The organism is Mycobacterium sp. H4Y, assembly GCF_000364405.1.
In the GTDB taxonomy this organism is placed as follows: domain Bacteria; phylum Actinomycetota; class Actinomycetes; order Mycobacteriales; family Mycobacteriaceae; genus Mycobacterium; species Mycobacterium intracellulare.
Genome location: NZ_AKIG01000002.1, coordinates 280,650 through 295,343, shown reverse-complemented (window position 1 = coordinate 295,343; position 14,694 = coordinate 280,650). Strand labels below are relative to the sequence as shown.

General features: G+C 67.7%; 16 protein-coding genes. All 16 read right to left on the bottom strand.

Annotated features, from left to right (window positions below; all coding sequences use genetic code 11):
• Position 1: 1 nt before the first annotated feature.
• Positions 2-1,342: an NADH-quinone oxidoreductase subunit NuoF gene (gene nuoF / locus W7U_RS15195; protein ID WP_008259446.1), complete on the bottom strand. Its 1,341-nt coding sequence runs from the start codon at positions 1,340-1,342 to the stop codon at positions 2-4.
• Positions 1,339-2,097, bottom strand: a complete 759-nt coding sequence (nuoE, locus tag W7U_RS15190; RefSeq protein ID WP_008259440.1) for an NADH-quinone oxidoreductase subunit NuoE — start codon at positions 2,095-2,097, stop codon at positions 1,339-1,341. The genes nuoF and nuoE overlap by 4 nt, the downstream gene beginning before the upstream one ends.
• Positions 2,094-3,419, bottom strand: coding sequence for an NADH dehydrogenase (quinone) subunit D (nuoD, locus tag W7U_RS15185; protein WP_008259439.1), 1,326 nt, complete (start codon positions 3,417-3,419; stop codon positions 2,094-2,096). Before nuoD ends, nuoE begins: the two co-directional genes overlap by 4 nt.
• Positions 3,419-4,126, bottom strand: coding sequence for an NADH-quinone oxidoreductase subunit C (locus W7U_RS15180; RefSeq protein ID WP_008259438.1), 708 nt, complete (start codon positions 4,124-4,126; stop codon positions 3,419-3,421). Before W7U_RS15180 ends, nuoD begins: the two co-directional genes overlap by 1 nt.
• Positions 4,123-4,677 carry an NADH-quinone oxidoreductase subunit B gene (locus W7U_RS15175; protein WP_008259437.1) on the bottom strand — a complete coding sequence of 185 codons (555 nt, stop codon included), beginning with the start codon at positions 4,675-4,677 and terminating at the stop codon, positions 4,123-4,125. The genes W7U_RS15180 and W7U_RS15175 overlap by 4 nt, the downstream gene beginning before the upstream one ends.
• Positions 4,678-4,685: 8 nt before the next feature.
• Positions 4,686-5,063, bottom strand: a complete 378-nt coding sequence (locus tag W7U_RS15170) for an NADH-quinone oxidoreductase subunit A (protein WP_008259436.1) — start codon at positions 5,061-5,063, stop codon at positions 4,686-4,688.
• A gap of 266 nt (positions 5,064-5,329) precedes the next feature.
• Positions 5,330-5,743: a response regulator transcription factor gene (locus tag W7U_RS15165; protein WP_008259435.1), complete on the bottom strand. Its 414-nt coding sequence runs from the start codon at positions 5,741-5,743 to the stop codon at positions 5,330-5,332.
• Between the two features lie 54 nt (positions 5,744-5,797).
• On the bottom strand, positions 5,798-6,346 hold the full coding sequence (locus tag W7U_RS15160; RefSeq protein ID WP_170320606.1) for a YceI family protein: 549 nt from the start codon (positions 6,344-6,346) through the stop codon (positions 5,798-5,800).
• A gap of 32 nt (positions 6,347-6,378) precedes the next feature.
• Positions 6,379-6,792 carry a nuclear transport factor 2 family protein gene (locus W7U_RS15155; protein WP_008259430.1) on the bottom strand — a complete coding sequence of 138 codons (414 nt, stop codon included), beginning with the start codon at positions 6,790-6,792 and terminating at the stop codon, positions 6,379-6,381.
• Positions 6,793-6,803: 11 nt separating this feature from the next.
• Positions 6,804-8,192 carry a phosphotransferase family protein gene (locus W7U_RS15150; RefSeq protein ID WP_020823312.1) on the bottom strand — a complete coding sequence of 463 codons (1,389 nt, stop codon included), beginning with the start codon at positions 8,190-8,192 and terminating at the stop codon, positions 6,804-6,806.
• Entirely contained in the window at positions 8,189-9,427 is a 1,239-nt protein-coding gene (locus W7U_RS15145; RefSeq protein ID WP_008259425.1) for an acyl-CoA dehydrogenase family protein, read from the bottom strand. Before W7U_RS15145 ends, W7U_RS15150 begins: the two co-directional genes overlap by 4 nt.
• 9 nt (positions 9,428-9,436) lie before the next feature.
• Positions 9,437-10,060 carry a TetR/AcrR family transcriptional regulator gene (locus W7U_RS15140; RefSeq protein WP_008259423.1) on the bottom strand — a complete coding sequence of 208 codons (624 nt, stop codon included), beginning with the start codon at positions 10,058-10,060 and terminating at the stop codon, positions 9,437-9,439.
• A complete protein-coding gene (locus tag W7U_RS15135; RefSeq protein ID WP_008259421.1) occupies positions 10,060-10,971 on the bottom strand; it encodes a hydroxymethylglutaryl-CoA lyase in 912 nt (303 codons plus the stop codon). The genes W7U_RS15140 and W7U_RS15135 overlap by 1 nt, the downstream gene beginning before the upstream one ends.
• On the bottom strand, positions 10,968-12,173 hold the full coding sequence (locus W7U_RS15130) for a CoA transferase (RefSeq protein WP_008259419.1): 1,206 nt from the start codon (positions 12,171-12,173) through the stop codon (positions 10,968-10,970). The genes W7U_RS15135 and W7U_RS15130 overlap by 4 nt, the downstream gene beginning before the upstream one ends.
• Positions 12,170-13,366: an alpha/beta fold hydrolase gene (locus W7U_RS15125; RefSeq protein ID WP_008259417.1), complete on the bottom strand. Its 1,197-nt coding sequence runs from the start codon at positions 13,364-13,366 to the stop codon at positions 12,170-12,172. The genes W7U_RS15130 and W7U_RS15125 overlap by 4 nt, the downstream gene beginning before the upstream one ends.
• A complete protein-coding gene (locus W7U_RS15120) occupies positions 13,366-14,460 on the bottom strand; it encodes a homogentisate 1,2-dioxygenase (RefSeq protein ID WP_008259415.1) in 1,095 nt (364 codons plus the stop codon). The genes W7U_RS15125 and W7U_RS15120 overlap by 1 nt, the downstream gene beginning before the upstream one ends.
• Between the last annotated feature and the right edge of the window lie 234 nt (positions 14,461-14,694).

Genomic DNA, 14,694 nt, shown 5'->3' with positions numbered 1-14,694 from the left:
GTCATGCCTTTCCGTTCGGTATCAGCATGGAGTCTCGTGGGTCGAACGGGCACCCGCCGCCCTCGACATGGGCGACGTATTCGTCGCGGAAGTACTGGATCGACGACATGACGGGGCTGGCGGCGCCATCGCCCAAGGCGCAGAACGCTTTACCCAAGATGGCGTCGGAGATGTCCAGCAGCTTGTCGAGGTCCTCGTGCGTGCCCGTGCCGGCCTCCAGCCGCTCGTAGATCTTGTCCAGCCAGAAGGTGCCCTCGCGACACGGCGTGCATTTGCCGCACGATTCGTGCTTGTAGAAGTACGTCCAGCGCTGCACCGCACGCACCACGCAGGTGGTTTCGTCGAAGATCTCCAGCGCCTTGGTGCCCAGCATTGAGCCGGCGCCGCCCACGCCCTCGTAGTCCAGCGGAACGTCGAGGTGCTCGTCGGTCAGCAGCGGGGTCGACGAGCCGCCGGGCGTCCAGAACTTCAGCCGGTGACCGGCCCGCACCCCGCCGGCGTAGGCGAGCAACTCCCGCAACGTGATTCCCAGCGGGGCCTCGTACTGCCCGGGGCGGGCGACGTGCCCGGACAGCGAATACAGCGTGAAGCCCGGGGATTTCTCGCTTCCCATCGAGCGGAACCAGTCCACGCCGTTGCCGATGATCGACGGCACGCTCGCGATGGTCTCGACGTTGTTGATCACCGTGGGGCAGCCGTACAGGCCGGCGACCGCGGGGAACGGCGGCCGCAGCCGCGGCTGGCCGCGTCGGCCTTCCAGCGAATCCAGCAGCGCGGTCTCCTCGCCGCAGATGTACGCGCCGGCGCCCGCGTGCACGACCAGTTCCAGATCGAATCCCGAGCCGTTGATGTCGCGGCCCAGGTATCCGGCGGCGTACGCCTCGGCCACCGCGTTCTGCAGGCGGCGCAGCACCGGCAGCACCTCGCCGCGCACATAGATGAACGCGTGGTTGGCCCGGATCGCGTAGGCGGCGATGATGACGCCCTCGACGAGGACGTGCGGTGTCGCCAGCATCAGCGGAATGTCTTTGCAGGTACCGGGTTCCGACTCGTCGGCGTTGACCACCAGGTAGTGCGGTTTGGCGGCCGCGCCGGTGTCGCCCTGCGGGATGAACGACCACTTGGTCCCGGTCGAGAAGCCCGCGCCGCCGCGCCCGCGCAGCCCGGAATCCTTCACCAGCCCGATCACCGCGTCCGGCTCCATCGCCAGCGCCTTCTTCATCGCCTCGTAGCCACCGTGCCGGCGGTAGGTCTCCAGCGTCCAGGACTCGGGGTCGTCCCAGAAGCGGCTGAGCACCGGAGTGAGCGGCGTGGCGCCGGACGTTTCGGAAGTGGTTGTCATTGCTGGCCTTCCGGCGCGCCGGGCGCCTGCATGCCGTGTTCCTTGGCTACCTTCAGGCCGGCCAGGGTCGCCGCACCGGCGCCTCCCTGCCCCTGGTCGGGCCGCTCGTCGGGCAGGCCGGCCAGGATGCGCGACGTCTCCCGAAAGGCGCACAGCGGCGCGCCGCGGGTGGGGGCCTTGGGCTCACCGGAACGCAGCGAGTCGACGAGTTCGCGCGCCGATTCGCAAGTCTGGTTGTCGAAGAACTCCCAGTTGACCATCACCACGGGCGCGTAGTCGCAGGCGGCGTTGCATTCGATGTGTTGCAGGGTGACCGATCCGTCGGCCGTCGTCTCGTCGTTGCCGATGCCCAAATGTTCTTTCAGGGCATCGAAAATGGCGTCGCCGCCCATGACCGCGCACAGCGTGTTGGTGCAGACGCCCACCAGGTAGTCGCCGGTGGGACCGCGGCGATACATGGTGTAGAAGCTCGCCACCGCGGACACCTCGGCCCCGCTGAGTCCCAGCTGCTCACCGCAGAACTCCAGGCCCGCCGGCGTCAGGTAGGAATCCTGCGCCTGCACCAGGTGCAGCAACGGCAGCAGCGCCGAGCGCTTCTCGGGGTAGCGGCCCATGATCTCCTTGGCGTCGACCTCCAGCCGGGCCCGCACCTCGGGCGGATACGACGTGGGCGCGCCCTCGACGACGAACGCGTTGGGCTCGTCCGGCGGCGGGCCGAGCCGGAGGAAGACCGGCTGTCCCTGCGGGCCGGTCACCGGTCCACCCCGCCCATGACCGGGTCGATGCTGGCGACCGAGGTGATCAGGTCGGCGACCAACCCGCCCTCGCACATCGCGGCGACCGACTGCAGGTTGGTGAAGGAGGGGTCTCGGTAATGCACTCGGTAGGGCCGGGTGCCGCCGTCGCTGACCATGTGCACGCCGAGCTCCCCGCGCGGCGACTCGACCGCGGTGTACACCTGGCCGGGCGGAACCCTGATGCCCTCGGTGACCAACTTGAAGTGGTGGATCAAGGCCTCCATCGAACCGCCCATGATCTTGGCGATGTGCTCCGGCGAGTTGCCCATGCCGTCGGGCCCCACCTTCAGGTCGGCCGGCCAGGCGATCTTGCGGTCCTCGACCATGGTCGGGCCGGGCTTCAGCTTGTCCAGACACTGCTCGACGATCTTGATCGACTCCCACATCTCGTTGACACGAATCATGTAGCGCCCGTAAGCATCACACGTGTCCTCGGTGATTACGTCGAATTCGTAGTTTTCATATCCGCAGTACGGTTCGCTCTTGCGCAGATCGTGCGGCAGCCCGGTGGCACGCAGGATCGGCCCGGTGATGCCCAGCGCCATGCACCCGGTCAGGTCCAGGTAGCCGACGTCCTGGGTGCGGGCCTTCCAGATCGCGTTCTCGTTGAGCAGACCGCTCATCTCGCGCAGCACTTCCCGCAGCGGTTCGAGGGCCTCGGCGATCTCGGTCTGCGCGTTCGGCGGCAGGTCCTGGGCCACGCCGCCGGGCCGGATGTAGTTGCTGTTCATCCGCAAGCCGGTGATCGATTCGAACAGGGTCAGCACGATCTCGCGGCCCCGGAAACCGACGAACATCGGGGTCATGGCGCCCAGTTCCATGCCGCCGGTGGCCAAGGCCACCAGGTGCGACGAAATCCGGTTGAGCTCCATCATCAACACCCGGATGACATCGACGCGCTCGGGTATCTGGTCGGTGATGCCGAGCAGCTTCTCCACGCCCAGGCAGTAGGCGGTCTCGTTGAAAAACGGTGCGAGGTAATCCATCCGGGTCACGAAGGTGACACCCTGGGTCCAGTAGCGGTATTCGAGGTTCTTTTCGATGCCGGTGTGCAGGTACCCGATCCCGCAGCGGGCGTCGGTGACCGTCTCGCCCTCGATTTCCAGGATCAGCCGCAGCACCCCGTGCGTGGACGGGTGCTGGGGCCCCATGTTGACGACGATGCGTTCGCCGGGATCGGCGTTGCGGGCGGCTTCGACGACCTTGTCCCAGTCCTGGCCGCCGGCGACCACGAGTGTCTCGCCGGCGCCGTCGTGCGTCGATTCGGTGGTGGTGCTCATCAGTTGTACGCTCTCCGCTCGTCGGGCGGGGGTATCTGTGCGCCTTTGTATTCGACGGGAATTCCGCCGAGGGGGTAGTCCTTGCGCTGCGGATGTCCGTGCCAGTCGTCGGGCATTTCGATGCGGGTCAGCGACGGGTGACCGTCGAAGATGATGCCGAAGAAGTCGTAGGTCTCACGCTCGTGCCAGTCGGTGGTCGGATAGATGCCGAACAGCGACGGGATGCGCGGATCATCGTCGGGCGCAGACACTTCCAGGCGGACGCGGCGGTTGTGCGTGATCGATTGCAGCGGATAAACCGCGTGCAGTTCGCGGTCGGCCTCGTGCGGGTAGTGCACCCCGCTGACGCCCAGGCACATTTCGAAGCGCAGTTGCGGTTCGTCGCGAAGGCGCTGGGCGACCTGCGGCAGCGCCTCCCGGCGCACATGCAAGGTGAGCTCGTTGCGGTACACCACCACTTTTTCGATCGCGTCCGTGAATTCGACGCCACCCTTTTTCAGGGCCTCGGCCAGTCCGTCGACGAGCTCGTCGAAGTAGCCGCCGTAGGGCCGCGGGCTGCTGCCCGGAAGCAGGACTTCGCGCACCAGCCGGCCGTAGCCGGACGTGTCACCCGAGCCTTGGACGCCGAACATTCCGCGGCGTACGTCGATGACTTCTTCGTCGGCGCGGCCGATCGCCTCGTGAGGATCCTGATTCGGCGAACTCATCGGAGCAGTCCGCGCATCTCGATGGTGGGCCGGGCCGACAGCGCCGCCTGCTCGGCCTCGGCGATGGCGTCTTCCCTGTTGACGCCCAGCGGCATCTCCTGAATCTTCTCGTGCAGCTTCAGGATTGCGTACAGCAGCATCTCCGGCCGTGGCGGGCATCCGGGCAGGTAGATGTCCACCGGGACCACGTGATCCACGCCCTGGACGATCGCGTAGTTGTTGAACATTCCGCCCGACGACGCGCACACGCCCATGGCGAGCACCCATTTCGGCTCGGCCATCTGGTCGTAGATCTGCCGCAACACCGGTGCCATCTTCTGGCTGACCCGGCCGGCGACGATCATCAGATCGGCCTGCCGGGGGGTGGCCGAGAAGCGTTCCATGCCGAACCGCGCGATGTCGAATCTTGGCCCGGCGGTTGCCATCATCTCGATGGCGCAGCAGGCCAACCCGAATGTCGCCGGCCACAGCGAGTTCTTGCGGACATAGCCCGCCACCTTCTCGACCGTGGACAGCAGAATCCCGCCGGGCAGCTGTTCCTCAAGACCCACGTTTTACCTCAATCCCACGTCAGGCCGCCGCGGCGCCACACGTAGGCGTAGGCCACGAAGACCGTGAGCATGAACACGACCATTTCGACCAGAGCAAACGTGCCCAACGCGTCGTAGCTGACCGCCCACGGATACAGGAACACGATTTCGATGTCGAAGACGATGAACAGCATCGCGGTCAGGTAGTACTTCACCGGAAACCGCTGTCCTGCCGTCGCATGCGGCCCGCTCACCGAGGTCTCGGTGGGTTCGATCCCACACTCGTAGGCCGCCATCTTCGACTTGTTGAACCGTGACGGGCCCGCCAGGCTCGCGATCACCACCGAGCCCACGGCAAAGGCCGCGGCGATCGCACCGAGCACCAGGATGGGTATGTAGACGTTCAATTCGCTCCATGATCCGTCGTACGAGCCGCCTGCAGCGGCCAGGCGGTAACCGGGCTGCTGTGACGAACTGGGTCTGGAGCCCGTCACAGTGATCTTCAACATAGCGTCGCGGCGCGCGGTGCGCTTGCCCGGGGTGGGCGTTTTGCACTATTGGGGGGCCGCGCGCGTGCTGTGCTGCGCGAACTCGGACCGGCGCCGGTGGTCAGAACCGCCGCAGGCGGTCAGCGGAAGGCAAAAGCCGCGGCAACGCCGCGGCTAGGAGAAAGTCAGCGAACCGGGGTCCGCAGCAAATTGAGGACCGTGCGGCCCAGCAGGATGGGGTCGATGGGATGTGGCACCGCACCCTCGGCGCGCGACCAGGACGCCAGCCACGCGTCGTCGGGACGCCCGGTGAGCACCACCAGCGGCGGGCAGGTCTCGAGTTCGTCTTTGAGCTGTTTCGCGATTCCCATGCCGCCCGTCGGGGTGGCTTCGCCGTCCAGGATGGCCAAGTCGATGCCGCCCTCGTCCATCGTCCGCACCACCATCGGACCGGTCGCCACCTCGACATAGCTCAACTCGGGCAAATCCGGGTGCAGCTGCTTGCCGAGCGCGCGCATCACCCGTTCGCGGGTTTGGGCGTTGCTGCTGTAGACGAGGATCCGCAGGGCGACGCTGGACTGGGGGAGGCTGTCGGACACGGTGCAGATGCTACTGGGGTCGCTGCGGGTTTATCGCCGGTGCCCGCAGAAATCTCATCGCGATTCGCGCACGAAGATGGCTTCCGCCGCCGCGGTCACCGTCGGGCCGATCATGCCGAGCCGGTTCCAACCCAGGTCGAACCGGGCACGATCGAGCGTGGTCTCGCCGGCGACGCGGACCGAGCCGTCGTCGAGTTCGGAGATCGTGACGGGCAGCGGCAGCTCCGCGGTGATGCCCTTGACGGTGAAGTTGGCCCGAACGTTGGCGGCCTTGCCTTTGGGAGGGCCCTGAGTGGGGCGCAGCGCGGTGACGACGACGCTGATCTCGGGAAAGCGGTCCACGTCGAAGAAGTCCGCCGAGCGCAGGTGTTTGTCGCGGCGGCCGATCCCGGTGTCCAGCGAGGCGGCCCGGATGTCGACGCGCCCGAAAACCGCTCCCTTGCCGGTCAGTTGGCCGTCGCCGGTGAAGTCGGTGAAGCGGCCCTTGACGTTGACGAGCCCCCACATGTTGCGGACCTTGAACGTGATGGCCGAGCGATCCGGGACCAGGTTCCACCCGCCGGCGAGGTCGGGATCGTGAAGCAGTGTCTCCAAAGTCGTCATCGTCACCCCCATGTCTGGTGGCGAATCTAGTCTCAATCCAGCAACGGCGCGATCCCGGCGGGGTCGAAATATTCGTCGATGCGCTCGATCCGGCCGTCGGTGTTCACCCGGATCACGATGCACACGCGCAGCGAGATCGATTGCGCCGCATGCCCGGTCGCGTGCAGGACGTGCTGCTGGACGAAGCCCTGAGCGGTCCCGTCGTCGAAGAGCTGCCGGTCGAGAATTTCGTAGCGGCGCTGCGTGGTCGCGCCGATGAACCACTCGATGACCCGCATCGCGCGGGCCTTGTCGTCCGTTTTGAGGGGGTCGCGGCGCGAGCCGACGCGCCATACCGCGATGTCGTCGCTCCACATCGCGCCGACCGCCGCGACATCGCCTCGCTCGATCGCCGTGAACAAGCGGTCGGCGGCCTCGATGACCGTTTCTGCGCGGGACGCGGGCATGGCGGTGGCTCCTATTCGCTGTCGTATCCGGGGTGGGCGACGGCGAGCCGGCGCCGTACCAGGGTGCGCAGGCAGGCCGTGACGTCGGCCGCCCGGTCGTCCATCTCGCCGGACCGGATCGCGGCGGCCAGCTGGTCCTCGTCGGCGACACCCAGGCCGGCCAGCGCCGCACGGGATTCGGCCTCGCTGTCGTCGAGCAGTTCGCGCTCGACGATGCGCAGGGCGTTGGCCGCCACCCTGGCGTGAAAGTTGACCTGGCCGTCGGTCGCCGCGCGCACGTCGGTCTCCAGGAATTCGGCCACCGCGGCCACGAGTTCGGCCGCCCGCGGGCGGCCGTACGCGCCGGTCATGGCTGCGCCCGGCCCCGATTGCCCGCCTCCTCCTCGCGCCGCCGCGGGGCGCGCATCGTCGGCGGGCGCGAGCAGGTTGAGCAAGTCCCACTCGGTCTCGCAGACGCGGCGCCCGATGGTGGCCAGCTCGACCGAGCGGTGCTGACCGCTCAGATGCCGTTCCGCCTGGAATCGGCAGATGACACCCCAGCGCAGCGTGGTCAGCACCAGCCACCAGTGAAACGCCACCCGGTCGACGGTAGTCGCGCCGGACTGCTCATAGGCCCGCAGGAAGCTCTCGATGCTGCCGAGGCCGCCGGCGCCCAGGCTGGCCGGGGCGCCGAATCGCCAGGCCCGGATGCAGAACCACGCCAGGTCTTCGTACGCCTGGCCGACGTGCACAAGTTCCCAATCCAGCACGGCGGCAAGGTCGGATCCGTCGACGATGAGGTTGCCCATCCGGAAGTCGCCGTGCACCAGCACCGCCGGCGTCGGGTCGGGCCGGTTTGCGGCCAGCCAGCGAAACCCCCATTCGAAGGTGGCGGTGGTGTCGCCCATGTCGTCGAGGCGCCGGCGCCATTCGTCGAGCTGGTCCTCGTGTGCCAGGCCCGGGCCGTGTGGGTCGGCGCGGTGAATGGCGGCCGCCGCCTGCGCGCACTGCCGCAGCAATCGGGCGCGGCCGGCGTGCCCGTCACCGGCGTCGAGCCGGCGTTGGATGCGCCGCACGATGGTCTCGCCCTTGATCTCATCGCAGATAAGAAACGGATTACCCAGTGCCGCAGGCGAATCGTCGGCGATCAGGACGTGGGGGACCGGAGCGCCGGCGGCCGCGGCGGCGGCCTGGGACCGGGCCTCGAGTTCCATGCCGGCATGCACGTCGTCGGGTGGACCGGTGCGCAGGATCAGCGAGCGGCGTTGCGCGCCGGTCACCGCCTCGAACGCCCAGGTGGTTCTGCTGGCGCCGCCGGTCAGCGCGCGCAGGTTCTCGACCGCCGTGTCGGCGCCGATGGCCGACGTGAGCACGGCGGCGAGTTTGGCCGGCAGCTGTGCCGACTCGTCGTCGTGCATCATTTTCGGCCGAAGTTGAACAGCCGCTGCGCCACCCGGCGAATCTGGATCTCTTCGGCGCCCTCGGTGATCCGGTAACGACGGTGGTGTCGGTAGATGTGCTCGAACGGCTCGTGCCGGCTGTACCCGAGGCCGCCGAAGATCTGCATGGCGCGATCGGCGGCGTCGCAGACCAGGCGATTGGCGCGGTAATTCGCCATCGACACCGTGTCGGAGACCTCCATGTGGTGGTCGCGGTCCAGATGCCAGGCGGCGTATTGGACCAGTAGGCGCACCATCTGCGCTTCGGTCTGCAACTCGGCCAGCGGCCACTGCACCGCCTGGTTGACCGACAGCGGCTTGCCGAACACCGTTCGGCCGCCGGCGTATTCGGCGGCGCGGTCGATGCAGTATTGCGCGGCGCCCAGGCTGCTGGCCGCCTGCCGAATCCTGTTCTCGTGCAGGAAGGTTTGCGCCACCTCCAGGCCGCGATCCACCTCGCCGAGCACCGCGTCCGCGGGCACCCGAACGTCGGTCAGCTCGACCTCGCCGTGGTCGGTGGGCATGTTGAACGTCCACCAGTAGTAGGGAACCTCGAACCCCGGCGTATCGGTCGGCACCAGAAACGCGGTGATTCCGCGTGCGCCGCCGGGCTCCCCGGAGGTGCGTGCGAAGACCAGGTCGTGGGTGGCGCGGTGCACGCCGGTGTTGAACCGTTTGGAGCCGTTGATCACCCAGTCCTCGCCGTCACGTTCGGCGTGTGTTTCCAGCCAGGTGGCATCCGAGCCGTGCTTGGGCTCGGTCAATCCGAACGCCATCGAACGTTCCCCGGTGATCAGCGCTTCCGACCACACCCGGCGTTGCTCGTCGGTGCCGAAGCGCTCTATCATGATCACCTGCGGGAAGTTCCCGACGATCGACGACTCGTTCTGCAGGTCGTTGTGCAGGCCAAGTCCCTTGCGCGCCAGGTGTTCCCGGATGACGGCCATGTCGACGTTGCTGCCGTCGCGGCCGCCGAGCGAGGCCGGCAGGCCGTAGCGCAGCCAGCCCGCCTTGTCGGCGCGCCTGCGCATCTCGGCGAGCAGGTCCTCCCACTCGCGGGTGGGAATGCCGTCGTTGTCCCAATCGGTGCGCGCGTGCTCGCGGCGCTGGTCGAAATACTGGATGTTCTCGCGTTCCAGCGGTTTGATCTCGGCCTCGATGAACTCGTCCATCTCGGCGAGCACACCCGGAAGGTGCTCGGGCAGCGTGAAATCCATGGTTTCTCCTTATGCGCCGTACAGGGTTCTCTTCCAGATCGTCGACAGCGTGGCGATGGCGTCCTTGTCGCTGATCTTGATGCCCAGGTTGGAGGGACCGACGAACACGGTGGTGAAGTTCTCGAACAGCAGCGCGATGGCCGCCGCAGTGTGTTCGGGGTTCAATTCGGCGCCGTAGCCCTGCTCCTGGGCGCGGCGCACCGAGGCCGCCACGAGATCGATGCCCAATCGCCGGAATTCGTTCTGCACGGCGGCGAACCGGCGCTGGGTGGCGGCCAGCTGGGCCACCGCGATCATGATCCCGATGTTCTGCTTGAACATGTTCCAGTAGCCGGTGACCACCGAGGTGAAGAAGGCGTCGTCGTCGGCTGCGTCGGGCAGGTGAACACTGGCCCCCGACGGCGTCACCACCTCGTGCAGGAACGATTTCGCCAGCGCCGCCAGCAGGTCTTCCTTGTCGGTGAAGTAGCGGTAGAACACCGCCGGCGATTTCCCGGCGGCCGACGTGATGTCGGCCACCGTGGTGCCGTGAAAGCCCCGTTCGGCGAACAGTTTACGGGCGGCCTGCTCGATGGCCTGCCTGGTTTGGCGGCCTTTGGCGGTCAGCTCGCGGGTTGCCTCCGGGGCGGACATCAATTCTGTATCCGGTCGCCGGCGCGCAGCAGGGAGCTCGGTAAATCGTGGCCCACCAACGACTTCGCCACGGCGGCCGCGGCGATGGCGGCTTGCAGGTCGACGTCGACGTCGATACCGCTGTCGCGCAGCAGATACACCAGGTCCTCGGTGGCGATGTTGCCCGTGGCGCCGGGGGCGAACGGGCAGCCGCCCAGCCCGCCGACCGAGGCGTCCAGCCGGGTCACCCCGGCGGTGACCGCGGCGTAGGCGCTGGCCAGTCCGGAGCCGCGGGTGTTGTGGAAGTGGCCGCCCAGCGGCATGTCCCCGATGACCGGACGCAGTTGCGCGATCAGCGAACTCACGCGGCCCGGGGTGGTGGTGCCGATGGTGTCGGCGATCGACAGCCGGTCGGCGCCGCGCTCGCGTGCGGCCGCGGCGATGTCGAGCACCCGCTGCGGCGAGGTGGGGCCTTCGAACGGCGAATCCCACGCCGTGGCGATGACGACCTCGACGGTGACAGGGACGCCGGTGGGGCCGTCGTGCGCGATCGCGACGATCTCGTCGATCTGGTTGGTCGCTTCCGCGCTGGTGCGCCCGACGTTGGCCTTGCTGAAGGTGTCGTCGGCGGCCACCACGTACTCGATGGAGCGCAGCCCCGCCGCGACGGCCCGCCTGGCCCCGTTGGGGCTGGCGACCAGGGCGGAGAATTCGATGTCGGGGTAGTCGTGCAGGTGGGCGGCGAGTTCGGCGGCGTCGGCCATCGACGGCACCTTCGTCGGGGAGACGAACGCGGTGGCCTCCACCTCGCGGACGCCGGTGGCCGCCACCGCGGCCAGCAGTTCGAGCTTGGCCGACAACGGGATTGGCGCCTCGATCTGCAGGCCGTCGCGCAGGGCTACTTCCCGAATCTGGACATGCTGGGTGGTCATAGCACCTCCTGGGCCCGCAGCTCGTCGAGCTCCTCGGCGGTCTTGCCGAGCAACCCGACGTAGACGTCGTCGTTGTGTTCGCCCGGACGCGCCGGACCGGCGTTGCGCAGCCGGCCCGGAGATTCCGAGAGCACCGGAACGATGCCGGGTCCGAGGACATTGCGCCGCAACCGCTCGTCGTAGTGCTCGACCAGCATGTCGCGGGCCCGCAGCTGCGGGTCGTTGACGACCTCGGCGACCGTGTTGATGGGACCCGCGATCACCCCTGCGGCGGAAAGGGTTTCGATGATCTCGCCCGGCTGGCGTTCGGCCGCCCAGCTGCCGATGATGTTGTCGAGCTCGTCCTGGTTGCGGCCGCGCGCGACGTGCGTGGCGAACCGGTCGTCGGTGGCCAGCTCCGGGCGCCCCATGGCCTTGCACAGCCGCGCGAAGACGGTGTCCTGGTTGGCGGCGATCACCACCCACGAGCCGTCGGCGCTGCGGTAGATGTTGGACGGGGCGATGCCCTCGAGCCGGGTGCCCGACGGTCCGCGCACCACGCCGCCGACGTCGTAGTCGGGGATCGTGGATTCCTGGACGGCCAAACAGGATTCGGTGAGCGCGACGTCGACCACCTGGCCGCGCCCGGTCACGCTGCGGCGGTACAGCGCGGCCAGCGCTCCCTGGGCGCCGAACATGCCCGCGAGGCTGTCGCCGAGCGAGAGCGCCAGCCGGGGTGGTGGGCCGCCAGGGAAGCCGTTGAGGTGTCGCAGTCCGCTGGCCGCCTCGGCGACCGACGCGTAACCGGCCTTGGACGCGTCGGGTCCGGTCTGTCCGTAACCGGACACGCGCACCAGGATGATGCCGGGGTTGCGCTCGGACAGCACGTCGTAGCCCAGGTTCCACTTCTCCAGGGTGCCCGGGCGGAAGTTCTCCACCACGATGTCGGATTTCTCGACGAGCTCGCAGAACAGTTCGCGGCCCTGGGGGTGGCGCAGGTCGAGGGTGATGGCTCGTTTGTTGCGGGCGTGCACCGTCCAGAAGACGTGCTGCCCGTCGACTTCGGCCTGGCCCCAGGTGCGCAACGGGTCCGGGGCCTTGGGTAGTTCCACCTTGATGACGTCGGCGCCCATGTCGCCCAGCAGCCGCCCGGCGAACGGGCCGGCGATCAGGGTGCCCAGTTCGAGCACCCGGACGCCGTCCAGCGGACCAGTGGGAATCACTCGGCGCTCGCGAAGTCGTGCCGGACCAGCCAGTCCGTGACGATGGTGACCGCCGTGCGCAGCGCGTCGCGCTGGTCGGGTCCCGCGTAATAGTGTGTGGCGCCGGGGATTTCGTGTATCTCCTTGTCGGGGTGTCCGATCGCTTCGAAAAGCCGCCGGGTGTGGCTGGGTGTGCACGCGTCGTCGGCCAGGTTACCGATCACCAGCGCCGGGATCGCGATGTCTGGGCCGCAGGACACCGCGTCGCCGCGGGCGTCGTCGTAACTCCACTGCGAGAGCCAGCCGCGCAACGTCGAGAACCGGGCCAACCCGACGGGGCTCATGTTCACCACTTGAGGATCCCCCAGGTAGCACGTCCCAGGGGCGCGTTCGTTGGGATCGACGGTCGGGTCCAGCCATCGCGGGTCGGCCATGGTGCCGTGCACGACGAACCCGAACTCGTCGTCCGGCCGGCCGGCGGCCTTCAGCTCGGCCAACTTGTCTTTGACCCACGCCGTGATGCGGCGGTTGCGGTCGACCTGCGCCTGCCGGTACCGGGCCAGGAATTCCTGGCTGTAGGGCGGCTGGTTGGGGTTGTCCGGGTTGTACAGGTCCAGCTCGGGATCGCGCTTGGTGGGGTCGGATTCGTCGAGGATCGACGCGTCCAGCCATTCGGTCAGCGTGCCGTGCCGGCTGATGTGCGCGGCCAGCAGCATGATGCCGTCGGCGGCGGGCAGGTCGAGTTTGGTCAGGTCGGGGCCGTCACCGGTCGGACTGGAGGTGATCGTCGGATTCTGCGCCTGCTGCTGGTAGAACACCGACAGCGAACCTCCGCCACTCCACCCGGCCAGCACCACCTTGGAGTAGCCCAGCCGTTTCTTGGCGTCCTTGATGCACTCGCCGAGGTCCTCGACCACCTTCTCCATCAGCAGCGCTGAGTCGGTGCCGCGGAAGCGGCTGTTGCAGTAGATGACGTGATGACCGGCGCGGGCCAGGGCATTGATCATCGGCAGGTAGGCGCCACCGCCGATCGGGTGCATGAACACCAGCACGGTGTCCGACGGATTGTCCTTGGGCTTGAGCAGGTAGCTTTCCAGCACGGTGATCTCGGCCAGGCCGCCGTAGACGTCCCGGACACCGGAATTGTTCTGGAAGGCAACGAGATAGGGGATGCGGTCGTACTCGTGCTTCTTGGGTTTCACCGGCGTGGTCATCAATGTTGTCCTAGGTCGTGGGCGAGTATTTCCGCCGACGGGGTCAGCCGGCGGCGGGTGTCGATGGCGATCACCTGCCAGTCGACGCGGGAGTATTCGTCGAACTTGCGGCGCGCCCGTTCCCGCGCCTTCTCCGGTGCCCCGTGGTGAACCCCTTGCGGCGCATGCGAAATCAAACCGGGCGGCATCGGGATGCCGTAGAGCGATCCGCCGTGGAAGAAGGCGATCTCGTCGTAGTCGACGTTGCGGTGATACCACGGTGTGCGCTCGGTGCCCGGGACGCCCTCGGCGGGCTTGGGCAGGAAGTTCATCACGTAGACGCCGGTGGCCTGCATGAACAGATGCACGGTCGGAGGCAGGTGGACGCTGTCGGAGGTGACGACGTTGTAGTCGGAGATGTTGAACGTGAACGCGAAGTTGTCGCCGCGCCAGCCCTCGACGTCGAGCGGATTGTGTTGGTAGAACAGCGTTGTCGGACCGCCCTCGTGGATCAGCCGGACCTCGTACTCGCCGCCGGATGCGTCGTCGTCGGCGGGGACCGGCTCGGGGATGACGACCTGCGACGGGTCGAAGGGGAAGTGGCGGCCGAGCGCGCCGGGCGGCGGTATCCGAAACTCGTCGCGGGCCTCGATCATCAGCATCGTCGTCGCGGTATCGGGGCGCTGGCGCCAGGTGCACGCCTTAGGGATGTACAGCCAGTCGCCCTCCCGATAGCGCAGCGGCCCGAACTCCGTCTCGGCCAGACCGCTGCCCTGGTGGACGAAGCACAACAGGTCGCCGTCGACGTGACGAGCGAAGAACGGCATCGGCTCATGGCGACGGCTCAACAGAATTCGGCAGTCGTCGTTGCGGAACATCAGCAGCGGCCCGCCGCCCGCGTCCGTGGCGTCGCCGGGCTTGAGCTCGCTGGACAGCACGTCGAGGGGGCGCAGCGGGCCGACCGACCGGTAGGCGGTGGGATCGTTGCGCCGGTAGAGGTTGGCGGTGCGGCCGGTGAATCCGCCGCGGCCCAGCTCGTCGTCCTTGAGCCCGTCAAGATCGGCATGAAGCCGGCGTGGCGTCTTCCCTTTCCGCAGGTGCACAAAGGATTCCATGGACGGCTCCTCGGATGGGCCAAGCTCGGCGGTCACAAAACTGAAAGTGACATTACTTTTTGTTTTGGTCGGACACAAGGGCCGCAAGAGCGCGAGGCCGTCGTCGTCTCGCGTCAGTCACAGTCGCCACAGGCGTCTCCGGCGGGCCGGACCCGCTCGGTGCCCACCTCCCAGCGACAACTCCGATGGCAACGCGCCCGCTCAGACTTTTGTCGCTGGGAGGCGGCCAACAAA